Origin of the sequence: Deinococcus marmoris DSM 12784, from assembly GCF_000701405.1 — a bacterium.
Lineage (GTDB): Bacteria > Deinococcota > Deinococci > Deinococcales > Deinococcaceae > Deinococcus > Deinococcus marmoris.
In genome coordinates this window covers 19,261-43,497 of the sequence record NZ_JNIV01000035.1, presented here as the reverse complement: position 1 = coordinate 43,497, position 24,237 = coordinate 19,261, and the positions used below count along the sequence as shown (strand labels likewise).

Below are 24,237 nucleotides of genomic sequence, written 5' to 3'. Positions count from 1 at the left end.
TGCTCAATCAGCGCACATATCGCATCCTGGGCACGTTGCAGGGTATCGCGGCGCAAGAAGGGGAAGCGCTCTTTCAGGAGCTGGACGAACTTGATAGCGTCGATCTGGGCGGCTTCTTCTTGTTTCACAGCTTCAGGAAGCCGCCTACTGCCGTTTCAGACTACGATCAAATGCCCAAACGGCAAAAATGCCGTTCAGAACACTGTCAACATCAAGTTGTCCAGTACTGAAGGAACTACCATCGCCCCCTCCTGGCTTAGGTCAATAGCTCAACGAGGAATTCAGAGCGACAGCACACCACCTGTTGCGAAAGAAATCAGCTCGGGTAGCGCTTGGTCATCGCGCCGATGCCCGCAGTCGCGTAATCACTGGCAGACCACACCTCGAACCGGCTCCCGCTCTCGCTGGGGATGAACGTCGCTGTCGCGTAATAGCGGTGAATCAGCACTGTCGGCCCCCCGGTGAAGCTCTGATAGGCGTACATCCCTATCACGACGGTTCGGTCTGCCACGGTAGCCGTTCCAGGGTTGACCGGGATCGCCACCCGGAACGGAATGATCACCGCATCGTCCGACGAGTGGGTCACGAAGGCCACGGGAGGCGTGCCTTCCAGCAGGCTCGGATTCAGCGCGCCGGGCTGGTCAAACGGCGCGTCTCCGTACTGCGTCAGCCGGGGCTGAAGGTACGTCTTGCCCTTCGCCGCGCCTGCCGACGTGGCAGCAACCACCATTTGTCCTTCAAAAATTACGACGCCAGCGCCAGGAACCTTGAACACCATTTTTAATTCAGGGATCTCAGTGCTGGTGGCAGCCGTGATGTAAATGGCCTTCGACGCCGTCCTGAACTTCTGAACCTTGACGAACGCCTGATTGCTGAGCTGCGCGGCAGGCTTATCCAGTCGCAGCGCCCGCAAGGCCACTTCACCCAGCCAGCGTGTGCCGTAGGTCATATCCTCTGCTCCCCACGCTACGCCGCCCCAGCTTGTGCGCGCCCATTCCAGCGTGGCGGTGTGGGCCTTCAAGGCCACAGCGGCCCAGTTACTCAGGGTGGGCGCGTCCAGGGCTTCGATCAGGCGCGGCGCGGTTCCCGCTGGGTCTACCGCCCCCATCGCGCTCATGATCCAGTCCCGGCTACTCGTGATGTAGCTGGGCGGCATGTACGCCACGAACTTCTCCGGCCCAGTGCTGTACTCGTGATAATCGATGGCAGCTACAGCATCCGGGTACAGCAGCAGCGTGTCACGCACGTACTGGGTTTCCAGTTCGCTGAACGGCGCACTTCCTTTGGAGCCACGTGCCGGGTCAGGATCACTGACGAACGTCGTCCAGTTGAAATCGAAGTTGCGGTTCGGGTCCACGCCCCGGCTGTTCGTACGCACGCCGTTCGCCAGTCCCCACGGAGAAACCAGGGGCATCACGACAATGCGGGTGCTGTGGCGCAGGGCGGCCAGTTCAGGGTACTCAAGCCACTGGTCCGCGATGGTCTTCATCAACAGGTACGTCTGGGCCACGGTCTGCTGTTCAAACCCGTGCGTTCCCGCCGTGATGATGATGGTTTTCTGGTACTGGGGAGGTTCAAACACGTAGCGGTAGATGGGGTACGTGCCGCTCTGATCGTTGCCCAACGTGGCGCGGCTGATGTAGCCAGGGTATTTGGCCCGCAGCGTTTCATACAGCGCGATGTAGGCGGCAGGGTCCGTGATCTGGGCGGCAGGGGCGAGCAGGGCGTTGGGATTGCCGGACTCGTACCCAATCGGCTGCGGCACCAGTGGCATGGCGACATGGGGCGCGGCAGGCGCACGCCAGCCACTCAGTTCAGGCCGGGGCGTGAGATTCGCGCCGCTGCGCTCCCAGACCTGTCCTGCCCCGGTCCCTTTCACGATGCGGTACAGGCCGTTCGGGGAGGCAGGAATGACCGCGTAACTGTCCACCGGCGTCGTCCCAGTCGATTCCAGGACGGCGCGGGTGGTGGCCAGGGTGTTGACATTGTTGGCGTTCTGCTCCTGGCGCACGGTGGCGGCCATCTGATCGAGGGCGGTGGCGGCCTCCAGGGGCAGCAATTTGCGGGTGGTTCCGGGTTGGGTCATACAGTTACCTCGACGGTGGGGATCACGATGCCAGTGAAGGGCAGGGCGGCGGTGCCAGGGCGCAGGGCGTTGGGCAAGATCGCCATGACTTCCACGTAAGCGGGGACGCTTGCAGTCACCACCCAGGGAAGGCGATCCAGGGCGGCCATTTGTGCAGCCAGCTCGATCTGACCTTGCTCAATATCGGCCAGCACGATCCCAGCCTCACCCACGAACTGCCCAATCTGATCTGCTGCCCCACTGGCACGGTCTCCCTGAGCCTTGGCGTACGCAATATGCTCGTCGAGAACTTCCAGATGCTCAGTGGTCAGCACCTGCTTCTTGTTGCTGGGGCCGGTCATGCATTCACCCGTGCCAGCGCGTCAGTGTGGGCGGCGCGAGCGCCAGTATCAGGCTTCATTATCGGTCACCTCTAGGAATTGCGGATAGCTGAATGTCGCGTCGGAATAGGTGTACGTCCTGGATTGGCCAGCGCCGAAACTCACGCCGGTCAGCGGTTCCACCTCGTAAAGTCCGTCCTCCACCGCCGTCACACGCAGCATCCCGAGTGGGTAGTTGCCCGCGACACCCGCGATGGGGTTCGGTTTCGGGAAGGGGTCCAGCGCGTCCAGCCGCCAGAACGGATCAGCGAGTAGATACGTGACAGAGAAAGCGCGGGTGTTGCCTGCGCCGTAAGGTTCCTCGTAGTCCAGCACGCCCTTGATCTGGAGGCTCGAAGCCCCCTCGGCGTACTCGGTGGCGGCCATCGCCAGGGCGTACCAGCGGGCAGCACGGGTCCCCACGTCGAAAGCGTTGATGCCCTCGACACGGAAGCGCACCTGCGTGGTCACGGGCTTGGGTTTGCGGCTCCCACTGGCCCACGTCGCCCCGCGTGCGGTCTGCCTGGGCGTGGTGTTCAGGGCTACCTTGATCTGCTCGCGGCTGGCCGAGATGGGGAACGGTCCTTCCGAGGCCAGATAGATCAGCTCCCCCACGATCAGGGCCGGGGGGAGGGCTTCGCTGGGCGTGGCATCTGGCAGAAGGCGAGGAAGTAGGGACAGCAGGTCCAGAGCGGTCATACGGCCCTCACAGCGTCCAGCGTGGCGGCCTGGTCTTTGGAGGTGATCGCCGTGGCAAAGGACAGCTTCTCAGCGTCATCGCTCTGCCCACATCTCACCTCCGTGTACAGTTCGCCGTCCTCGTCCACGTCATAGACGATCAGGTCCACTGGCAACTCCCGCACCAACGTGACTGCGCCAGACAGGCTGCGCCGCGTGATCCGCACTTTCGGAGCCGGGTCCGTCTCCCAGCCGGGCAGGCGCACCGTCACCGGGTTCTGGATCGGCAGCCGGGCCAGCGGTCCAGCCACGGCCAGCATCAGGTCAGGATCGGCATAGATGAGGGCGGCAGCGCTGATCCGCAGCGGCATATTCGGGTTGGCGTGTTCCACCCGGAAGATCAGACGCTTGGAGGTGTTCCAGCGGCCTGCCAGTCGCCCGCGCAGCCAGTCTGGAAACAGTGCGAGGCCGTTGCCCAGGGCCGGGCGGTCAATCCTGATGGACACGTTGTCCCCTGCGTCCCCCGAACGCCCTGCCACGGTCACTGTCCTGACCGCCCCCCCATCCACGATCAGCGCTACTCCATCCGGCAGTGGCGCACTGTCGAGGTGGTCCAGTTCCAGGCTGTATACCAGCCCCGCTGCGCCTGGGGGAGCGCTGATTTCAATGGCCGTGCCCGGAAGGCCGTCGGATAGGACGGCGCTGTCCCCGGTCACGGTGGGTTGCTCTGGCGTTGTCCCGTCCGCGTAGATGGCGACGGCAATGCTCACGGTGACGGTGGTGGCCTCCACGCCCACGAAGAGTTCAGCATTTGCAGGCACGCCCACGCTGCGCCACGCCTGCCCGTAGGTGCGCGGGGCCACCGACACCTCGCGGGTTAGCGGGCCAGCCTTGCTCAGGTTCTCGGCGACTTCCACGAAATCACGCGGGTTGGCCGCCGTGTTCAGCAGACTGGAAACCGCCCCGGCCTGCAAGGTCCGCGCCCAGATCAGGCGCACGTCGGTCACCAGCGCGGTGCTGTCCACGTCCAGGCCGTCAATCTCCACGCCCTCATCGGCCTCGTCCACTTCCAGCAGCCCAGCCGGATACCCGAACACGGGGCGGCGATCAGCGTTCACGCCCCAGTCGGGGTTCTCGTCCCGGTTCTCGGTGCTGCCGTCCGCGTTCAGGTAAGTCTGGCTGCGGCGGCTTCTGCCTTTTAGCCGTTCGTCGATTAGCTTGGCCACGCTCCAGAAGTTGCCGTCGATGGCGGCGGAGGTGATGCCGAGATCTGGGATGCCCGGTTCGTCGGGCCGGATCAGGAGCGGCCCGATCTGCCCGTCGAGGCCCAGTTGCCCGGAGGCGTTGAGCTGATTGAACAGCTCGCGCACCTGCGCGCCCAGGTCCATCTCCGGCAGGGTGCCGCGCACTTCCAGCTCGGTCAGGCGTTTCATGCGGAACCCCTGGAGTTTGTAGCGCCCGATCTCGCTGTCCGCGCTGCCGGACACCAAGGCGACTCCGGCGTAGCGGTTGCGCCAGACGCCTTGCGGCCCAGTCCTGTACTGCACCGACACGATGTCGCGTGGGCCGATGCCCAGGGTCACTGGATCGCCCTCGAACGTCCCCTCCCGGCAGTCCCCGTTCCCCCGCACTTCCATGCGGCGAGGGCCACCGTCCAGACGCAGCTCATTCACGCCGCCCAGCTCCCGAAAATGCTTGAAGGTGCCCTCCGGGGAAAGCACCTCCAGTCGATATTCGTCTGTTAAGCCCATTGTTCACCTCCCTTAGAGAGCGCCGGTGGTGCTGACGTAGCCGGTGCCCTGTGCGCTGCCAGTCACGCGCACTTCCAGGCCCCGCTTGAATGTTTCGTCGAGACTGGCGGCAGACCCCCGGAAGATGTCTGCCGCCTCTTTCAACCCCCGCACGCCCTCCAGCAGTGGAGTCGCCAGCGCGAACTGGATCGGCTCCGGCAGGGTGCTGAGATTGCTGGTGTCCACCCCACGCGTTTCCTGCGGCCCGATGCCGTACTGGCTGGCGATGGCCTGGAACTTCGGGGCCACATCGTTGTAGAACTTGCTGGCCAGCCCGTCCACCTGATTGATGGCGCTGTCGATTCCAGCCAGTGCGGCGGCATCGTCTGCGAGGTCCGGCGTTTTCAGGGCATCAGACCACGCCTTGATCGCCGGGGCGATGATGTTCTTCAGCAGCTCCTCGTTCAGGAATAGATCGATGGTCCCGCCCAGCATGCCGTCGAAGACCGTTTCGTGCAGCTTGTCCTTGAACTTCGAGAAGTCGTTGTTCATGATCGCGTCCTTCAATCCGCCCTTAATGCCGTCGGTGAAGGCAGACTGCATGGTCTTGGCGAAATTCAGGCCCAGCTCGTCGATCTGGTTGACCACTTCCGGGCCACCGCCGAACACGTCGGCGAAGAAACCGCGACTGCGGGTGAAGGTCTTCTGGTAATCCGCACCGTTCAGGAGGGGGTTGTCCTTCTGGAAATCCTCCTTGAGTTTCTTGACTTCCGCCTGGGCCTTTTTGAATCCGGCGATGGCGTCGGCCACAGAGCTGGCCACCTTCGTGATGGCTCCCACCCAGGCTCCGATGTCGGCGGGATTGAGCAGGATCTTGCTTACGTCACCCGCGAGGTCCACCAGCTTCCCGGCGGCATTCCCGATGCCCGTAATGTTGGCGATGATGTCGGTGCCGCTCGTCCCATCGTCGAGGGCAGCGAAGGCCCCAGCGAGCTGCTGGACATAACCGGCGTACTCCTGGAACTTGCCGATGGCCTGGAGCGCCTTAGCGATGGCAGGACTCATGGCCCGCAGACTGGCGGCCAGTTCGTCGAACTGCCGGGCCAGCACGGGATTCCCCGCCTCACGGGCGGCCTGCGCAAACCCCTCCAGCTCTGTTCCTGCCTGCTGAAGCCCCTGCACGAACTCCGGGGCCGTAATCTTCCCGGAATCGAAATCCTCGGTAAGCTGCTTGATGCCGTCCTGCATGTCTTTCAGGTCAAGCTTCTCGCTGAGCTTGATGTCGGGTTCTGTTCCGAATTCCCGGATCAGGTTCAGCAGGTTCTGAAGGTCATCCTCGGTGAGCCGCCCCGCCTTCCGGGCCGTATCCAGTGATTCGGTCAGCGCGTTCAGGGTGGTGGGATCGCTCAGGCCCTCGCTGCCCAGCCCGAAGATGGTGTCGGCCCACTTGGTGAATTCGTTGTCCGGCGCGGCAGGCACGTTCAGGGTCCGGCTGACCCCATCCTGCACCGCGTCCCCGATGTTGGACGCCAGGTCGACGAACGCCTGGGCGTCTGCGATCCCGTCCTGCAATCCCTTGCGGGTGGCCTCGGGCAGCGCCTGGCCCACCTCGGAAGCCAGCAGATCCGTGGCCTGAGAAATACTGGCCTGCAAACTGGGCAGATCCAGCTCTACCCCGCCACTGCCGTTGTCCTTGAACCCTCCCTTGAGCGCGCCGGTCAGATCCCGCGCGCTGGCGATGGCTCCCGCTGTGACCGCCCCTCCTGGCTGGCCGTTCGTGAAACCGCCGCCGTTGCTGCCCGGCGTATAGCCCGCCTTGCTGGGGTCCTCATACCCACTGACCCCGGCCCGCAGGTCTGCGAGGAACGTCTTGAGCTTGCCCAGCATGGCCGGGTCCGTCACGCGTTCGATCTGATCCACCACGGCACTGATCTGCTCCTCGATGGTGCCGCCCAGTCCGGAGACGAAGGCATTGAATCCGTCGCTTAGGCCAGTGGTCCCGGCCAGTTCGTTGATCCGGTCAATCAGGGCTGCGATGGCGTCAGCGGCGTCCTCCCCGCGCATGGCCGCGTCCATTGCAGCGTCCAGGGCGGTTTGCAAGGTCCGCATGGCCCCCTCGGTGTCCCCGAGTTCGATGTACTGGTCTGCGGTCTTGCCTGCTTGAGTGGTGAGGCGTTCCATCTGGGCAGCGGTGGTATCGGCGGCGGTCTGCTGATCGCGCATGGCCTGGGAAACTGCCGCCACGGTGCCAGCGGCCAGCTTGCCCGCGTCTTCCAGATCCTGCAACACCTTCAGATAAGCGGCGTTTGCCTCGGTGCTGCCGGGAATCTGGTCTATGGCGTCCTGCTGGGTGGCCACGTACTTGCCCGCCGCCCGTGCCGCCCGATCATAGGAGTCCGCCACGTCAGCGTAGGCACCGGCAGCAATCTCGGCGTCGATGGCCTGATCCCGCATCAGGTCCGAGATGTGGGCCACCGTACCGCCCGCCACCTGCCCGGCCTTCGCCATGTCCTGCAAGAGCTTCAGGTATTCGGCGTTGCCTTCCAGGGTTCCTGGCATGGCAGCAATGGCATCCTCCAGGCTGACGGCGTAACTCTTGCCTGCCTCTGCGGCTCTGGACTGCCCATCGCCCAGGTCTGCGAACATGCCCGCCGCGATCTGGGCATCGATCCCAGCCTGATACAGGGCTTCAGCACTCTGTCGCGCACCTTTGATGTATTTGGTCTGGGCCAGGCCGCCCTTCTCGGCAGCCACTGTGGCCTGATCCATGCCGACGCGGTAGTCGGTCAGATCTGACAGTTCCACCTTGCCGGCGGCGATCTTCTCGCGCATGGTCTGAGCCAGTTTGGAATAGCCGTCGCGGGCCGTCTGGATGGCCTTGCTCTGGTCTTCCAGGGCCTGGGTGCCGGCGTTGGCCTGAATGTTCTGCGCTTTAGATACCGCGTCTTTGTATGCCTGATTTGCCCCGTCGATGTTGCGCTGCTTGTTCGGGTTGGTGATGTCGTTCTCGGCCTCGCGCACTGCCTTGTCGCGGGTGGCTCTCGCCGCCTGCTCCGTCGCGTTGAATTCGTCTTTCGCCTGACGCTTGAGCAGGGTGACCTTCTGGGCTGCCGTGCCCTTGAAATCGGCCAGCTCCTGGCGGTTCAGTTCCTGGGTGCGGGTCAGGGTGGCGCTCGCCTCCTGCACGTCCAGATTGCGGCGCTCGGCGGCGTATTTGGCGCGGAGCGCTTTCTGCTCTTTATCACGGGCTACGGCGGCCTTCGCCGTTTCCTCGGCCAGTTTGCCGATCAGCGCAGCGTTGTCTTCCAGAGCCTTCCTGGCCTGTTTACCTGCCTCGGTGTTCAGATCGGCGCGGCGCTTCAGTTCAGCCTCTGCGCCTGCAATGCGCCCCGAGTCTCCCTCTTTCTGCACGCCACCCTTGATGATGTCGCTGAGCTGTCCTGTGGTCCGGGCACGGAGGGCCTTTTCCTGTGCCAGCGCCGCCAGCCGCCGCACTTCCCCCGCCTGTTCTTGCTGGAGGGGCGTGAGTTCAGGCTTCTTGTCCTTCTCCCTCTGGATGGCCTCTCGCTGCTGGCGTGCCTTGCTGGCGGCGTCCCCGGCCAGGGCCAGCAGGGCGTCAGACTTCGCCTTGTCCTTCTCGGATTTGGCGGCCTTCTGGGCGTTCTTGGAAATGTCTTCCAGGGTGGAAGCGTAGGCAGCAGCATCCTCGCTGAGCTTGAAATAGGACTCCGAATTACCCATCTTGTCTTTCAGCCCGTCATACGTCTTGCCAAACTGGGAGACGGTCTTATTGGTCTTGCCCAGCTCGTCACGCACGATCTTCAGCGCGCGGGCTGGTCTATCACCACTGGCCTCAAATGCTTTGAGAACCCGTTCAGCGATCGCGCCGCCGTCAACGTCTTTAGCCTTATCGGCTTTGTCAATCGCAGCCAGGATGCGGCGGGCTTCGGTCAGGAGGGCTTCGCCAGATTTCTTGGTGGAGGCGGCTTTGGCTGTGGCAGAGGTGTTGATGCCGGGTGGGATGGCCCCTGTTGCATATGGGCTGTCCGGCGCGCGGTAGTAGGTGGCGTATTTGGCGTCGCTGCCGATGGCGCGGGTGCGGGTGATGCCGTCCGTCCTGCCGTCCGCCAGGGTGCCGGGGTTGCCCGTCAGCATGAGTTGCCCGTTCTTGTAGCCGGTGGCCACCTCTGCGTGCATCCCGCTTCCGTTGGGGTTGATGCCACCACCCTTGAAAATGACCAGATCACCCGGCTTCACATCGGCCATGTTCTTGACCTGCGTAAAGCCGCTGTCTTTCGCGTTCTTCTCCAGCGTTGGCACCCAGGCGTTTTCGACTGCTGTGCCCTTGATCTTGGCCCCAATGTTCTTGAGGATTTCGTAGGCGATGATCGCGCAGTCGGAGGCTACGCGCGGGTCACGCTTGAAGATCTCGCCCAGGTTCTGGATCACGCCGTAGGCAAATGCGCCCGCCTGTTCCTGCGTGGCGCGCTGCTGGCCGGGCAGCAAGGGACCGGCACCGTTCAGGACGTTGGGGCCAGTAGGTTGCGCTGGGGGCAGAAGCTGCCCCCCCGACTTGGCGTAATTCGCCTCCATCTTGGCGACGAACTCAGCGTCCAGCTCGATGGCCTTCTTCAGATAAAACTCGTAATTGTCGCTGACCTCCTTCATCTGGGCAATGGCTTCTTTCGGGTTGGTGGACTCTTTCAGAACCCCGCCGCGCACCAGGGCGTCGCTCAGCATGGCGACGTTCCCCACCTGCGCAACCGACGCCCCCGCCGCGAACGGCAGGCCCAGCACCTTCAGGATGCGTTCCGTCGCGCTGTCTCCCGGCGTGAATTTCACCGCCAGATTGACCTCACCTGTCGACTTGACCGCCGCGATCTTTTCCAGCATCTCGCCCAGTTTCTGGACCATCGGCGTTAGGGTGTCATTCAGGAACCCGGCCAGCGGTCCAGCAAAGCTCTTGGCAAACGCGCCGCCCGAATCCTTCCAGGCATTCTTGAGGCTCGTCAGCGCAGGCTCCACACCTTGCTGCATGGTGTTGGAGTAGTTGACCAGCTCGCCATCGGACCTGCGAACCTCCTGCCCCAGCATCTGCCACTCACCCGTCAGGTTGATCACGGCAGCCGCCGCACGGTTGTCCATGATTCCCGACACGGTACGCAGCGCCTCACCGTTGCCGGACAGCAGGCCCGTGGTCTTGTCCGCCACGATGCCCATGCCCGCCATTTTCTTGCCCAGGTCAATCATGATGTCGCCAGCAGGGCGCGCCTTGCCGTTCACGTCATTGATCTCGATCTTCAGTTCTTTCAGGATGCCCATTGCTTTCTTGCTCGGATCACCGAGGGCAGCGATGGCGGCGCGCAGGCCGTTCGCGCCCACGTCGGCGGCGTTCATCCCCTTGTTGTCCAGCTCGACGAGCATGCCCAGGAGGTCATACATCTCAATGCCTGCCTGCTTACCCGTCCCTGCCACGATGCCCAGGCCCACCGACAGATCGTTGGCGGTCCCGGCGGCGAGGTTGCCCGCTTTCGCCAGCATGTCCCCGACTTTGGCCGCGTCCTCCACGCTCATCCCGTACTGGCGGATGTTCTTCAGCAGCAACGTGGTGGCGTCGTTCAGGTTGATCTGTTCAGCAGCAGCGAGGCGGGCACTGGACTGCATCAGCGTCAGGGCGTCAGACGCGCTCACGCCTGCCTTGACCGTATCGGCCAGAGCGAGAGTCAGGTCAGAGCGGGCAAAGCTGCCACCCACCGCGCCCAGCGCCTTCTGGAGGCTCTTGACGCCTTCCTCGATGGCCCCCAGGTCTTCTACACCGTTGGCCTGGAGGATGTTCAGCCCAGTCTGGGTCTTCTGGATCTCTTGCAAGCCCGTGCGGCCCAGTGCAGCGAAGGCAATGACCGCCCCGCCAAGCGCAACGGCCACAGTGGCCAATCCCGCGCTGAGGAACCCCACAGCAGTCGCGGCGGTGTTCGTGGTCCCAGCAAACCCGGCAGCAGCAGCCCGCGCTGTCCCGAAGGCTCCGGCCACGATGCCCAGGTTCATGGCAGCGTTGCCCAATCCCGCCTGCCCAGCAATCTGGCTGAACAGGCCGCTGTTCTGGATGCCAGTCAGCACACCGTGAGACAGGCCGCCCGGTGTGCTGCGTCCGCTGGCGCTGTCGATGCTGCGCTGAGCGGCAGCGGCCACCTGCGTCAGACGGCGGTAGGCGTCGCTCTCGCGGTCCAGAGCGGCAGCGGCGGCGAGGGCACGGGTCTGGATGTTCTGCTGACCGGTCACCAGTTCCGGGGCCACCACGCGCCCCGCCTGCCAAAGATTCCGCATAGCGCGCTGTTCGTTGTCCAGACCCTGCACGACATCACGGATGGCCTGCTGACGCTGCCGCTCCTGGAGCAGCGCCTCGCGGGCGGCGACAGACGCCTGCACTTCCAGCTCGCGGCGCAGGCGGGCATTCAGCACCTCGGTGGCCGCCCGTTCTCTCAGGCGCTGTATCCCCTCACGCTGGGCAGCATTAGCGGCGGCCTGTTCGGCGCGGGCGGCGCGTCCCGCTTCATTCTGGGCAGCGGCAGCAGCGCGGATGGCAGCAGCCTGTTCACGGGCGGACTGTCCGGCGAGCTGCGCGGAGAGGCGGGCCTGGGCGGACTGGGCGCGGGCGGCGGCGGCAGCCTTGTTCTGCTCACCCGTTACCACGCGGATGCTCTCGGCTTGGGCGCGGTACTCGCTGCCCAGAATGCGGGCGGCCTGCTGACGGGTCTGGGCATCGCGGGCGCTCAGGTCCTGCAATGCCTTTATGTCAGCGCGCACGCGGTCCAGTCCAGTCTTAGCGCCAGCGGTATCCAATTCGATCTTGATCCCATTGGTCCGCTCGATGAACTGGCGGGCCTTGAGCAGATCGGATTGAAGTTTGGAATCATCGATACGCAGGTCGACGTACAGGGAACCAACGCTATGGCCTGTGGTCATGGATCAGTCACCTCCTGAAGGCGGCAATGAAAAAGCCGCCCGGAGGCGGCGAAAGATTGGGAGTAAGACCGGGCGGCTAGAGATCAGCGCCCAGAGCTCGCAGCAGATCGTCCATGTCCACAGGGGTAGAACGCCGTGGCGGCTGGGGCGCTGGGGAAGGTGGGGGGCCGTCCACAAGGGTGTGGGTCAGCATGGCCACTTTCGGGACGGGGGAGGACTGGACCGGGAAGTGCTTCCTGAACAACCGAGGGGGCAACATCCCCAAGTGTGATCTATTTCATAGCAGTTATTTGGTGTCTTGGAACACAAAATAAGGTCACTTCAAACCTCCCGTCAACGCAATCCCCTCCCAGACCTGAATCAGTGGCCGTCCATCCCGCGCAGCAGGCCAGCGTGTCCAGACCGGGCCGGTCAGCAGACCCGCCTTCATGGCCTCGGCCAGCCCCTGTGCCACCTCGGCATGCACTGGGTAAGGCACGACGGCCTTCCGGGTCTCTCCACCGTCCCTGCGTCGGTAGTCGGGCAGGATGCGGGTGTTCAGGTCCTTGGGGGCCTCTGCGCCCCAGGACAGCGCCGCGCCCCAGACCTGACGCTGCCACTGCCGCCCTTCGGTCTCGGCCTGGGCGTGCAGGGCGTACTTGATTCGGTCTAATGGCGCGTCCCACCACTGGACAGCAGGCTGGAGTAGGCCGAGGGCCGCGAGGGCGCTCGGCCAGTCGAAAAATCTCCTCCCCCGGCCTCCCCTGATCTGGGCGGCTGTGTGGCAGTCCACCATGCGGGGAAGTGGTCCGGCCCGGTCAGGTCCTCGAACTCGTCATAGGTCAGCTCAGGCAACCGCCGCTGGACCAGCAGGTAGATGGCCCCAGTCTGTTCGGCGGGTTCCATCTGCGACAGCGCCTGCACGATGCGTATCTCGCGCCAGCTCGGAGCCAGATAGGGAATGGACAACGGGCCGTAGCGGTCACAAAACTCGGTGTTCGGGATTCCAAGGGACGCCTCAATGGACTCTGAGCGGGCGCGGTGCTGCTCTGCCGTGGTCATGCCTTGCCCCGCCGCGTTAGCATCACGGTGATCGGCGTGTGCAGGTAGACGCCCGCTTCAGCCAACCGGGGGACCCTTGCCCGCAGCCCGCCGCGTGGCACGGTCCAGCCTGCTTGACCCTCAGCCATCCTGCTCAGCGTGCGCCCACGCCTCAACGGGGCCTGAACGATGTGGGCGCGGGCCTCGATGCGGTCAGGGTGAACGGTGCAACCCAGCAGCAGGACGTGCGGTGAATGGCCGCGCTCGCCCAGCACGATCAGGGGATGGGTGGACAAGGTAGGGCCTCCTAGATTGTTTTAGAGCGGACTTCCGGACTCGAACCGGAGCGCCTGCAAAGACGCCGCCATCATCCGCAAAAAGGCCAGCACAGTGGCTGGCCTCGGAGGTTGGAGAACTGTTACCCGACGACGTTCCAGACAGGCGTGGTTTCATTGACATCGGTCCAGGCCAGCTTGCCCGACAGGTTGGCCGTGAACTGCGCCCGCTGGGTGTTGCCGGGGGCCGACTGACGCATGGGCGCACCGACATTGACCGTCGCCAGCAGGGCAAACCCGTCCGGGTACAGCCAGACCACGCGCTCCACGTTGTTGGGGCTGATTTCAAAACCCTTGGTGGTCAGCCGCTTGACCACGGGGTCACCGATCCCAGCAATGGTGCGGATGGTGGCCGTCATGTCCTTGCCGTTCACCGAGCGGACCGGGGTGTAGCGCCCGTGGACCTGAATGGTTTCCTCGCTGTCGGTGATGCTGGGGTTGCTTTCCTCGGCCACCGGCACCTCGGTCAGGTTGCTGTACTCGGCGGTGGCATTGGCGGCAATCTCAGCAGGGGCGGCAGCGATGGTCACGGCGCTGGCCACGCTGGTCAATTCCTCCTCAGTCATGACGGTCACTTCGGTGGTTCCGAAGGTCAGGACCGTTCCAGCGGGGATGGTGACGTCGCTGACGCTGCTGAGCTGCATGGTGGTGGCGTCCTTGGCGACCAGGGCGGTGTTGGTGACCACCAGCGCGACGATCAGCACAGTGGCTCCCGGTGCCAGCAGGAAGGTCCGCAGGGCGGTGCCGCTGTAGGTCTTGGGGGTATCGTCGACAGGAATGACAGTGGGCAGTTTCGAGATTAGGGTCATGGTGTTCCCTCCAAAGGGAAGCCCCGCCGAGGCGGGGGCTAGAGGCTGATGGAATTAAACGGGCGCTGGATCAGTGTTCTGAATGAACGTGACGCTCAAGCGCTGCCCGGCGTAATGGGAATTTGTTTCGGCATCAAACATGATCGGAGTGGCGTCGGCCAGTTCCACCCGTTGCACGCGCAGTCCCGGCCAGCGGTCCACCGAACTGGCCTGACGTCGGAACCACGCCATCAGGGTGTCGAGCTGGCGTTTGCCGGACATGTTGCCGCTGGCCCCGTAGAGCATCACCAGCACGAGACGGGTGCGCTCCTGGTAGCCGTAGCCGGTGCCCGTCTCGCTCTCCCCCTGCTCAGTCACCACGGCATAGATACCTGCGGGCTGGGGTGTGGGGATGAGGTGGGAAGCGATGTTGCCTGCCTCGTCACGGGCCAGGGCGACGCCGAGACTGGTCAGGAGCTGGTCTAGCGTCACCTGAACCTCGCGCCGCGCTTCTTCACAGCTTCCACGAGACGCTGGCGCAACTCAGTATCTGTCAGGGCCTTCGAGGCCCACGGACGCGCACCTTTCGGTCCCGTCCGCTTGATGGGAGAGCCAGGGGGAGCTGGGAACTCAAGGGCATGGGCTTCAGGCGGCACTGGGGCCACGCTGTTCAGCGCCCCGGCCCGCTGGTGGAAGGCGTTCACAGCCTCGTGACCCAGAGAGCGGACGAGCGCACCGTCCTGCATGGCGGGGTATTCCCCCACTGCCGAACTGGGACGGGGCAGGCCGGGATGCTGAATCCCGCTGCCCGACTTGCTCATTTTCTCCTTGAGAAAGCCCGCCACGGTCTCCCCCATCGCCTCGCTCACAGGCCCGAGCTGGGCAGCAAGCGCAGCCTGAAGCCGACTCTGATCAATCACGAGTCGATTCATCCTGCCCCCTCAGCGCCTCTTGCGCCTGTCCCAGCACGTTCCAGGCCACCCTGACCGTGCCGATGTCCTCGGCATCTGCCAGAGGGCGCAGACGCAGCGGCGCGACGATCTCACCGCCTTGAACCACCAACAGCACCCCAGGTGTCGCCAGCGGAGCCGAGTGGTGAATGTAGCCGTCCCAAAGCGGGATGCTCAGATCGCCGCCCACGGCCAACTTGGCCCGGTCCTGCACCTCCAGTTGAGCGAAGTAGCAGGGGAATGTCCCGAGTTCAGCCGCCCCTGGCGTGTCCGGCGTGGGGTCCGTGACGGGCGGCGTGATCAGTTCGCCGTTCTCGTCATACTCCGGCGGCTCCTGCCCCGGCTGGCCCGTGCTGACCGCTTCCTGCTGCGCGTACAGCGTCACGGTCTGGCCCAGCTCGGAGAAGATGAAGTCCAGCTCTGGACGGGCCAGCACCTGGAAATCAGTCAGCAGGCTCAAAACGACACCTCCACAGGGATAGACATGGAACCCTGTCGCCGGGCAAGCCGCGCACCCTCGGCGAGCTGTCCCCGAAGCGTGGCTGCCCTGCTGCACCAGTCGTCACCCTGAACAGCCGCCGCGCTGCTGCCCTGTGCGCGCTTCAGTTCAATCTTGCCCACCTTGATCTGGGTAGCTGCTGCTGGAGCGGTGGCCGCCTGAAAATGCGCCTGAGCGCAGACCGTTTCCAGCAGGTATGCGGCCACGCCCCGGAGGTCACCCTCCACGTCCAGGGCCTGGTCAAGCTGGGCGGTCTGGTCTGCGGGTTCAGGGACCAGCAGCAGCCAGGCGGTCCAGGCATCGGGGCGGACGTGGAAGCGGACGCGGGCCAGCTCGTCGGCCTGCATGGCTTACTCGCCCTGGGGCTGTTCCGACTCGGCCTTCAGGGCGTCCAGGGCCAGGTCCGCCAGGGCGTCGCTGATCCCCTTGACCTTGATCAGCCGATCACGGGCGTCGGCAGGCAGCACGGGGCGGGCCTGGGCGGCGGTGAGCTGAGAGGTCAGGGTGTCGCGTTCGGCTTCCAGATCGGCAATTCTGGCCAGCCCACCCTGACGCTCCTCATCGATTCGGCCTTTCTGAACCGCCAGCTCCTGGCGAAGGGCATCAGCTTCGCCCTTCAGGTCATCGAACCCAGCAGCCACAGCCTGGCGCACATCCATCCCGCCGGGATGCTTATCGTCGCCCCGAGGAACGCGTAGGAAGTCACCGCGCTTCAGCACCTCGTCAGCCGTGGCTTTCAGCAACTGGTCAAAGTGGCTGCGTTCGCCCACCACCCGTGCCAGCACCTGATCGGGCATCTCGCCTTCTTCTGCCAGAGGGGCGAGCTGACCCAGCAGCCGGTCCAGTTTTTCCGTGGCCTGCTTGGCCAGCGTGCGGGAGGCTTCCAGCTCCTCATGGTCCACTTCCGCAGTGACTGCGGGACTGAACGCGCCGTCCACTGGCGTCAGGCCCAGCGCCGCCGCAAGTTCCTCGGGAATGCTGAGCGGCTTCTCGGAAGGGCCGTACGTTTTGCCGCTGTAATGCACGGTCTGCGGCATCCGTTCAACTTTGATCATCTTCATGGGGAAACACCTCTAAGGGAGGGCGGAACCCAAGGCCCACGTCAACGCGCGGGCCAGGGCTTAGGTCAGGTCGCTGTCGAGAATCACCAGACGTTCCGGCGCGTCCAGCACGATCAGGCCGTTGCTGGCCCCCTCCGCCACCGCGTGCATCGGGCGGCCCTGCGGGGTGTAGGTGTTCAGCCAGATCCCAGGACGGCCATCGCCTTCCACCGTGGGGCCGATGTGCGTGCGGCCCAGGCCAGGACGGGTGTTCACGGTGCCGTCCGTCATGGTGACCATCACGTCGTTGCTGCCGATCACGGCGATCTTGCCGTCCGGGATGACCTGCTGCTGCGCGTAACCCTTGCCCACCTTGATGGTCACGGTGCGGCGGTACCCGATCAGGGTGTAGCCCTCGCGGGCATCCGTACTCAGGGTCTGGTTGGCCCCAATCAGGCGGCGCATGGTCACGGTCTTGATGTTGCCGCCCGCGCTGGTCACCTCGCTCGTGACGGCCACGCGGTCCGCCGCGCTGTCAATGATCCGGTCCAGCATGTTCATGCTCATGATGCGGGCGCGGGTGCTGCCCACGATGGCATCGGCGGCGCGCATGTCCGCCCACAGCTTGCTTTCGCCGCCGCCGTAGGCTTGCAAGCCGGTGCGCTTGGCGAACTTGTTCTGGGCAGGCAGCAGGTAGTCCACCGTCCCGCCGCGCAGGGCCAGCATGCCGGTGGTCAGCACCTCGGCCCGCATCAGCTCGTAGCGGTCCGTGAACGACTGACGGATGACCTTTTGCAGCCAGTTCACGATGAAGTTGCGGATGTAATCCAGGCCGTTGCCCGTGATCACGCCCGCGCGGATGTTGATGACCATCTGCTGCAACTCGCGCTGCATTTCCTCGGTCATCAGCGTGGTGGCCGTCCACTTCGCAATCGGGTTCGAGAAGGCATTCAGCTCGATACCGCCCACCGGGACGTACGGGCTGTCCATGCCGGTCTCGCCTGCGGGGGTGGTGATGACCTTGAAGGAACCGCTCTTGGCCTCGTAGGTGGCGCGGGCTTCATCCGGCAGGACGCTGGCGAGAACGTACTCGCTCTCCGGCACGGGCTGGTTGGCCAGGGCGAAGAAGTCCTGCGGGGTCATGGTGTTGAGGATGGTCTGGACGGTCAGCGCGTCGCCCACCGGGCCGAGCGCCGAGGCGATCAGCGACGCGGCAAACGCATGCATACGGGTGTGCTTCATGGGTCTCCTTTGGCGCATGCGAACATGCGTCATGTCGATTGGAAGAGCTGTGATTTATACGGGAACGCCAGCAGAAATGAAGGCCCACTGGGGAGAGGGTGTGGCCGCGTTGAAGAGTGCGGACGAAACAACTGGTCAATGCACGCTGCGGCTGAGAACGCGCCTGCTAGTGCCAACCGCGTTCCTCTTCTATGTCGGCCCTTGGACCCTGGATGGACAGGACCAGGAGGGGATCGTGCATATGAACATCCGCGCAGGGCGGGCGATCAAGAGTCTGGATGGGCCTGACCTGATTGACATCCACTGTGCGTTGGACGGTCCACCGACTTACTTCGATTCTTTCGAGCAGTACGGGACTTGAACTACTGGAAGTAGAAGCGGGCGGCCTTCGTGCGGACGGGCGTGGCCAGCACGGCGGGCGCACCGGTGGAGTCAGGAAGCTGCGCCTCGTAGACGTTCCCCGCCGTGACCAGGCCGTAGCCGCTGATGCTGTCCGCCGGGCTGTCCTCGCGCGCGTCGCTCATCATCAGCAGGGTGTCGGCGGTGCCGTCGGCGGGCACGATCTTGCCCGCAACCAGGCTGACGGTGGTGCCGCTGGGCACGAAGCGGCGGCCTGCTGTGCCGAACTTGGCGTCGGTGAAGGCGGCCCAGTTGATGGGTGCGCCCGCCCCGTGCAGGTCAAGGCTGCTGTAGTCCGCGATCCACTGCGGCATGCTGAGGCTGCGCTTCTCGCCCCGAATGGCGGCGGCCCCGCCGATCAGTAGGGCCGTCATGATCAGAAAAGTTTTCTTCACGGTGTGTCCTTTCAGGGCCTCGGGCCGCTGAGGAAGAAGAGGGTGGGGTGTCCGCTGGGCCGCGCTCAGTTCGCCGCTGGTTTCTGGGCTTGCAGCGGGTCTACGTAGGCCGCACCTCCTGTGGTGGATTTCGCCAGCGCCTGCTGCACCCAGCTTCCGCCCGTGCCTCCGCCGGAACCGGAGGCGGCGCTGTCCTGTTTGCCGCCCACCTCCGCGCCGGTGGTGGTGGTAGTGGTGGAACTGGCGGCAGAGGTCAGCGCTGGCAGGTAGTCGCCCCAGTGCTGGGTGGCGTAGGCGGGCAGCTCATGCTCTGCGCCGCTGGCGTCCTTGACGAACGGCACCATGACCTTCTTGCCGTCGCGCTCTACCTCCCGACTGGGCAGCACGGTCAGCCCGGCAGCCTTCACGCGGTCTGCCAGCACGCTGGGCTTGTAACCGGCGTCGCGGGCCGCGTCGTCAAGAGACTTCTGGGTGCGAACGCCCACCAGCTCCGCGCCGTCTTTCTCGCCCTGTTCCACCTTGGTCTTCAGCTCGTCCGGCTTGCCCAGCGCCACATAGGCGTCGTAGGCGGCGGCTTCCTCGGTGGTCAGGGCGCGGCCTCCGCGTGGCACCTGCACTTCCTTCAGTCGGGCGTTCTCGCGTTCCAGCGTGGTCACCTGTTTGATCAGGTCACCGTGGGTGCTCTGGGCATGCTTGGCGGCGTTGCGGGTGTTCCACTCTTCCTCGGTCAGGCGGCCATCGTTGGCGGGGGCGGGAGCGGGGGGGGTGCCATCGCCGCGTGGGATCAGTGCACCAGCGAGCAGGCAGGCGGTCAGGTTCAGCAAGTTTCTTTTCTTCATGGCGTCCCTCCAGGGGCGTGGGTGGCTGCGGGGTAGGCGTCCAAGTCCAACGGGCCGAGCATCTCGATCCGGTGGGCGCGGGCGTAGACACTGGGCAGGAACTCTTCCCAGGTCATCCAGTTGTTGTGCGCGAAGTTGCTGTCAGAAACGCAGACGAGCGACTCGCCGGCGTGTGCAGGCAGCAGCACGGCCACCTGATGCAGCCAGCCAGGCGTGACGCCAGGAATGCTGACCAGCAGGGGCGCATGCCGCTCAGGCGTGGCGTTGTCGCGGGCGAAGCGGGCGCGCAAGCGTCCCCAGTAGCCCGGACTGGTGGGCGGCTCCGGAGGCTCAGAGCAGAACAGCGTGAAGGTCAGGAAGCCGCGCTCTATCAGGCGCACCTGGTAGCGGGCGGCGCTGCTGTCGGTCACATGCTCCAGCAGGGAGGTGTCTCCGGTGATCGAAAAAGCCGAGTGATAGAGACAGCCGATTTCGCCTATCTGCTGGCGGTGCTCCAGCATCACGGCCTCACCCTGCCCTTCGGTTCCTTCAAGTGTTTGAGCCACCGCACCGCTGACCAGGGGACATGCAGGACATGGCACACGCTGCCACCCTCCGACACGCTCTGCGCCAGAGAGACACAGCGCCGATTGGTGGCCACCACGAAGCCGGTGGAGTAACACAACGCCACCGGGTGTTCAGAGCGCAGCGCATCCCGCAGCTTCTTGGCCGGCATCCAGTTGGTGCTGGCCACCTCGGTCGCGCTGTCTTCCCAGCGCAGCAGCACCAGCTCGCCGGCCTTCAGTTTGATGGGGGCGCGCCTCATCACTTCTTCCGCCCCTTGCGGGCGGGCGGCTTCGGATCAGGCGGCGGGTCTACCTTCGGCGGTTCCACTTTCGGAGGGTCTTCCTTGGGTGGAATGTTCTCGCCCGGTGCTGGCAATGCGGCCTGTCCTTCCCGCTCGATCTGCGCGTCCTCCTGTTCGGGATCGTCGATGCCCTGGCGCTGACGGGCCGTGTGCTTGCTGATCACGCCTACCTTCACGTCCTCCCGGTCCGCCTGACGGTCCAGCGGGCTGGGCGGCACGATCCGGCTCTTGACCTCACCTTCCACCTGGATGGAATCGAAGTGGCCAGCCTGACCCGCCAGCGCACTGACCAGGGCCAGGAAGACCTCGCAGACCTCGCCGATGGTGGCCTCGGCCAGATCGATGGTGGGCTGCCGGATGTTGTCGAAGTCGCTGATCGCCACTTCCCGGCTGCGGCCTGACGCCGTGGCGTCCTTGCCCATCAGGACGTAACTCTGATCCACCTCGCTATACATGTTCAGCATGTTGTGCGTGGTGGCGCTGATCAGGGAGTCGGGTGGACTCGGCTCGAACCGTCCGTACTGGGCACTGCCCAGCGGCTGCTCGTTGATGAGGCCGCCGCGTGCGTCGCGGGTCTTGATGGTGCTCTGCTGCCAGGTCATCATCGTGCCCGCGCCTGGGCGTGCCGAGGAGTAGCGCTTCATCTTCTGGCCAGGGGTTCCTGGATCGTCCACCAGCTCGTAAGGCGGCTCGATGTTGATGCCCCAGCGTTCCAGAAACCCCGCCAGTTCGGTGTTCCGCAGAATCATGGTGCTGGCCGTGTTGTAGGCCATCTGGTTCTGGAGGAACTGGGCGGTGATCGCGGGGTCCGTCTTCAGTTCCAGGTACAGGATTCGCCCGCCCAGGTCCAGATCCAGGATGGTGGCGGCCTCGCCTCCGGCCTTGTGCAGCCGCAGCAGGGTTTTACCTTCCTCGATGTGGCAGGTCTCGGCGCTGTCGGTGCCCTTGCCGTCCTGGTAGACGTAGACCGCGCTGGCTTCAAAGGTATCGGCGTTCTCCCAGACGGCCACGCGTTCCGGTGCCGGGACGCATTCCAGGCGGATGAAGCGGGCGATCTGCGCCATGTCCTGGGTCTTGACGCGCAGCCTGCCGTCTTCCCCCTTGGCATAAGCACCAGCCGCCACGCGGAAGCGCAGGACGCTGCGGCCTTCGCGCCGGGCAAAGGTCAGGGCCTGCCGGATGGCCTTCTCGGGATGCTTGCGGGCGGTGCGCCACCAGGCGCTGATGAGGATGTCCGCCTCGCCTTCCAGAAGCGTCCGCTCGCCGTCCGGGGGCAGGGTGGCCTGCTCTCCGGTGTCGATCAGCGTCCAGTTCATCTTAGCGGTGCAGCTCGCGATCTCGCGGGTCAGGGTTTCCCGGACGAAGTTGGTGCTGGTAAAGGATCGGGTCAGGGCGTTCTGGAAGTCGGTCACCATGGACTGGGCGGCGCGCTGCTGCTGTTCGGTTGCGCCTTCTGGCATCCGCACCATCGGGCCGCGCCAGTAAGCGAAGTTCATGCCCGCGCCAGCGCCCAGGGGTTCGCCCAGATGGTGGCCGTCATACATGTTGCGGGCCTGTCGGGCAGTCTCGGGCAGGGTCACGGAAGCGGCCTCGCTCAATTGGTTCAGCGAGGCCGTCAGCAGGTTGAGCGTGATCAGTTTATTCATCCGGTCCACCCTCCCCAGCCTCGCGGCTCCTCGACGAACACGGCCTGCGGCTCGAACAGCCGGGCCGGAGCCAGGGCCATCACCGCGCCGTCCCCGTCATCTGGACTGCGCTTGTGGCGCTTCTTGAAGTCATCCTTCTCCTCGGCTTTCTGCACGTACCGCTTGTCCCGCCCGTGCCGGTAGTACAGCCGCCGGTCCGTGAGGTCATCACGCAGCTCGTCACTGGGCGTGGCGATCCGGGTGCGGGCCAGCACCGCGTCGGCCTCGGCGTACAGCTCGGTGCTGAGGTTGTAGTAACTGGTGGGATCGGTGGCCACCTCACCGAAGCCCACCTCGATCACCTCGAAGGCCACGCCGGGATAGGTCAGTTCCTTGAAGTAATCGATAACGCCGATGCCCCAGCCGCCGGTGTTGTCCACCCGCAACTGAATCTGCTTCGCGCCCTGCCAGATCGCCTTCTGGATTGCGGCCTCGATACGGACCACGTAACCCGCCGTGTCCTGGCCCTGCACCACCGCTTCCCGGCTCAGGGTCAGGCGGTGATTCAGGTAGACGGTGCCGCCGTCCGAACCGTAGCGGGCCATGTCTGCCGCGATGGCCGCGAAGTGGATGTCCGCCTGCGTCAGCATCGGCGTGATGTCGCGCTCACAGGCAGCTTCGTAGCGGCCCTCGCTGATGAAGCTTTCCAGCGTTTCGTTCTTGGGCGTCTTCCCGCGCACGCGGAACAGAAACTCACCGTTGGGCTTCAGGTTCGTTCCAGCAGGCGCGGGGCTGCCGTGCTTGTCCTCCGTCTCCCAGGTCAGCGTGAAGGTCTGGGCCTCCTCGTCCGCCTGCTGGACCACCTCGCAGTGACGGCGGACCATCTTGCTCACCCAGTCGCGGGTGGTCCCGCCGGGAACCAGGGAAGGGGCGTCGTGGTAGACGTTCGGGAAGCGCAGCGCGTCGAAGTTGATGCTGTGAACGCCAGCAGCGGTGTGGCGTTTGTGGAACTCGCTGGTACGGGTCGCCGGGTTGCCGATGCGGATGAAGATCAGCACCATGCCGGGGCCGAGGTTCGTCATCATGCCGTCCACCGCGCCGTAAGCGAACTCCGGGACGCCGTCCGCCTCGTCGAAGACGAACAGCATGAACTTGGCATGCTGACCGTGAAAGCGGGCCGTGCCGGTGCCACCTGCATCGTTAGTCACCCGGCCCATCGCGAACCAGCCGTCCCCGCGTGTCATGAACGGATCGGCGGGTTTCAGATGGCGTTTGCCCCACAGCGGGCGGCTGCTGCGGATGTCTTTCCACAGCAGGGTCCGCACCTGATCGTCGCTGGGCGCGCTGGTGATCGTGATGCTCTGCGGGAAGGCATCGAAGAACCAGTTGACCAGGATGGAGCAGCCCTTGGTTTTGCCGACGCCGTGGCAGGACTTGATGCTGAATTCGTGGATGGCGGGCTGGCCGTCGAGCTGATCGATCACGCTCTGCTGCACGGCCTGAAAGAACTCCAGTTGGCCCTCATCTTCTTCCACACCGGCCCAGGGCGTGAAGCCGCACTCCCGTTCGGAGTAGCCCAGCAGATCGCGCTGGTAGCGGGTCATGTTGCGGGCACGGGCGGTGCGGGCGGCTTCACGCACATCGACGCCGGATTGTTCCTCTGCGCCCATGATCATGCCGATGCGGCGGCTGTTGCGGCCTTCCAGGGTGAGGGCCGTCATGGGTTGAACGTCCGAATGCGGGCCGCGATAGCGTCCACGGTTTCAGGACTGACGAACTCTTCCAGGATGGTGAACAGGTCCTCGAGCCAGTCCTTGGCGTACTGGGTGACCTTCATGTTGATGTTCAGCGTGTATTCCCCGTTCATCTTGGCGAGCATGTCGGCAGCGCGCAGCTTGTCGGTGTGGGTGGGCTTGCCTGCAATCAGGCCGATCCCCGTCACGAAGTTGGCCTGATCCTGGCCGCGCAGGATGGTGGTCAGGATCTGCTGGCGCTCCTGGGCGGTGGCGATGCGGTCCTGGCGCTCGGTCTCCTGCTGCTGATGCTGCGGCAGGGACTGGAGGTACGCGGTGACCTTAGCCAACCTTAGCCACCTGGAAGCAGTCACTTCTGGGGCCTTGGCTTTGCTCCCAGCCAGCCTTAATGCCTCGGTCTGGCTGTGACCCTGCGCCAGGTGTTCGCAGAAGCGTTTCTGCATTTCGGTGACAGGCCGCTCTCCACCTTTGGGCGCGGCCAGCTTGCGGGCCTTCTTGCCCCGCTTCTGCGCGGGCTTCTTGCGGGTTTGCTTGTCGGGCATCGGCGGGGTCACCTCCTCACATGGATTCAGACGCACCACTTGCCCCGATTTTTAGGGGCCTGGTGACGGGAAGGGGAAGCCATGAATGCAGGCCAGGCAGCGCAGATGGTGGGCCGCGTGCCTCACACGCACTTCATGGTTCCCTT

General features: G+C 64.7%; 21 protein-coding genes. All 21 read right to left on the bottom strand.

The features are described 5' to 3' along the window. Positions 1-316 precede the first annotated feature (316 nt). Positions 317-2,086 (bottom strand): DUF2817 domain-containing protein, encoded by a 1,770-nt coding sequence (locus Q319_RS0110385; RefSeq protein WP_029482373.1) that lies wholly within the window; start codon positions 2,084-2,086, stop codon positions 317-319. Continuing rightward, complete coding sequence (locus Q319_RS0110380; protein ID WP_029482370.1) at positions 2,083-2,427, bottom strand: hypothetical protein; 345 nt, start codon at positions 2,425-2,427, stop codon at positions 2,083-2,085. The genes Q319_RS0110385 and Q319_RS0110380 overlap by 4 nt, the downstream gene beginning before the upstream one ends. Before the next feature lie 48 nt (positions 2,428-2,475). Continuing rightward, entirely contained in the window at positions 2,476-3,144 is a 669-nt protein-coding gene (locus Q319_RS0110375) for a hypothetical protein (protein ID WP_029482368.1), read from the bottom strand. Then, on the bottom strand, positions 3,141-4,874 hold the full coding sequence (locus Q319_RS0110370) for a hypothetical protein (RefSeq protein WP_029482366.1): 1,734 nt from the start codon (positions 4,872-4,874) through the stop codon (positions 3,141-3,143). The genes Q319_RS0110375 and Q319_RS0110370 overlap by 4 nt, the downstream gene beginning before the upstream one ends. A gap of 12 nt (positions 4,875-4,886) precedes the next feature. Then, positions 4,887-11,816: a phage tail tape measure protein gene (locus Q319_RS0110365; protein ID WP_029482364.1), complete on the bottom strand. Its 6,930-nt coding sequence runs from the start codon at positions 11,814-11,816 to the stop codon at positions 4,887-4,889. A 316-nt stretch (positions 11,817-12,132) separates the two neighbouring features. After that, positions 12,133-12,591 carry a hypothetical protein gene (locus Q319_RS29110; RefSeq protein WP_029482362.1) on the bottom strand — a complete coding sequence of 153 codons (459 nt, stop codon included), beginning with the start codon at positions 12,589-12,591 and terminating at the stop codon, positions 12,133-12,135. A 262-nt stretch (positions 12,592-12,853) separates the two neighbouring features. Continuing rightward, the gene (locus Q319_RS0110355) at positions 12,854-13,132 is read right to left on the bottom strand and encodes a hypothetical protein (RefSeq protein ID WP_029482360.1); all 279 of its coding nucleotides are present in this window, start codon (positions 13,130-13,132) and stop codon (positions 12,854-12,856) included. 122 nt (positions 13,133-13,254) lie between these two features. Beyond that, complete coding sequence (locus Q319_RS0110350; protein WP_029482358.1) at positions 13,255-13,980, bottom strand: hypothetical protein; 726 nt, start codon at positions 13,978-13,980, stop codon at positions 13,255-13,257. A gap of 54 nt (positions 13,981-14,034) precedes the next feature. Then, positions 14,035-14,451: a hypothetical protein gene (locus Q319_RS0110345; protein ID WP_029482356.1), complete on the bottom strand. Its 417-nt coding sequence runs from the start codon at positions 14,449-14,451 to the stop codon at positions 14,035-14,037. Then, the gene (locus Q319_RS0110340) at positions 14,448-14,891 is read right to left on the bottom strand and encodes a hypothetical protein (RefSeq protein ID WP_156039282.1); all 444 of its coding nucleotides are present in this window, start codon (positions 14,889-14,891) and stop codon (positions 14,448-14,450) included. The genes Q319_RS0110345 and Q319_RS0110340 overlap by 4 nt, the downstream gene beginning before the upstream one ends. After that, positions 14,872-15,369 (bottom strand): hypothetical protein, encoded by a 498-nt coding sequence (locus Q319_RS0110335; RefSeq protein WP_029482352.1) that lies wholly within the window; start codon positions 15,367-15,369, stop codon positions 14,872-14,874. Before Q319_RS0110335 ends, Q319_RS0110340 begins: the two co-directional genes overlap by 20 nt. After that, positions 15,366-15,755 carry a hypothetical protein gene (locus Q319_RS0110330; RefSeq protein ID WP_029482351.1) on the bottom strand — a complete coding sequence of 130 codons (390 nt, stop codon included), beginning with the start codon at positions 15,753-15,755 and terminating at the stop codon, positions 15,366-15,368. Before Q319_RS0110330 ends, Q319_RS0110335 begins: the two co-directional genes overlap by 4 nt. Positions 15,756-15,758: 3 nt before the next feature. After that, positions 15,759-16,469 carry a hypothetical protein gene (locus tag Q319_RS0110325; protein ID WP_029482349.1) on the bottom strand — a complete coding sequence of 237 codons (711 nt, stop codon included), beginning with the start codon at positions 16,467-16,469 and terminating at the stop codon, positions 15,759-15,761. A gap of 60 nt (positions 16,470-16,529) precedes the next feature. Then, positions 16,530-17,690 (bottom strand): major capsid protein, encoded by a 1,161-nt coding sequence (locus Q319_RS0110320; protein ID WP_029482348.1) that lies wholly within the window; start codon positions 17,688-17,690, stop codon positions 16,530-16,532. A 362-nt stretch (positions 17,691-18,052) separates the two neighbouring features. Further along, on the bottom strand, positions 18,053-18,484 hold the full coding sequence (locus Q319_RS0110310; protein ID WP_029482345.1) for a hypothetical protein: 432 nt from the start codon (positions 18,482-18,484) through the stop codon (positions 18,053-18,055). 65 nt (positions 18,485-18,549) lie between these two features. Next, a complete protein-coding gene (locus tag Q319_RS0110305; protein ID WP_029482344.1) occupies positions 18,550-19,323 on the bottom strand; it encodes a hypothetical protein in 774 nt (257 codons plus the stop codon). Further along, positions 19,320-19,823, bottom strand: coding sequence for a hypothetical protein (locus Q319_RS0110300; RefSeq protein ID WP_029482342.1), 504 nt, complete (start codon positions 19,821-19,823; stop codon positions 19,320-19,322). The genes Q319_RS0110305 and Q319_RS0110300 overlap by 4 nt, the downstream gene beginning before the upstream one ends. After that, positions 19,823-20,128 carry a hypothetical protein gene (locus tag Q319_RS0110295; protein WP_029482340.1) on the bottom strand — a complete coding sequence of 102 codons (306 nt, stop codon included), beginning with the start codon at positions 20,126-20,128 and terminating at the stop codon, positions 19,823-19,825. The genes Q319_RS0110300 and Q319_RS0110295 overlap by 1 nt, the downstream gene beginning before the upstream one ends. Beyond that, positions 20,128-21,816: a hypothetical protein gene (locus tag Q319_RS0110290; protein WP_029482339.1), complete on the bottom strand. Its 1,689-nt coding sequence runs from the start codon at positions 21,814-21,816 to the stop codon at positions 20,128-20,130. The genes Q319_RS0110295 and Q319_RS0110290 overlap by 1 nt, the downstream gene beginning before the upstream one ends. Next, a complete protein-coding gene (locus Q319_RS0110285) occupies positions 21,813-23,516 on the bottom strand; it encodes a hypothetical protein (RefSeq protein ID WP_029482338.1) in 1,704 nt (567 codons plus the stop codon). The genes Q319_RS0110290 and Q319_RS0110285 overlap by 4 nt, the downstream gene beginning before the upstream one ends. Next, complete coding sequence (locus tag Q319_RS0110280) at positions 23,513-24,091, bottom strand: terminase small subunit (protein WP_029482336.1); 579 nt, start codon at positions 24,089-24,091, stop codon at positions 23,513-23,515. The genes Q319_RS0110285 and Q319_RS0110280 overlap by 4 nt, the downstream gene beginning before the upstream one ends. Positions 24,092-24,237: the final 146 nt, after the last annotated feature.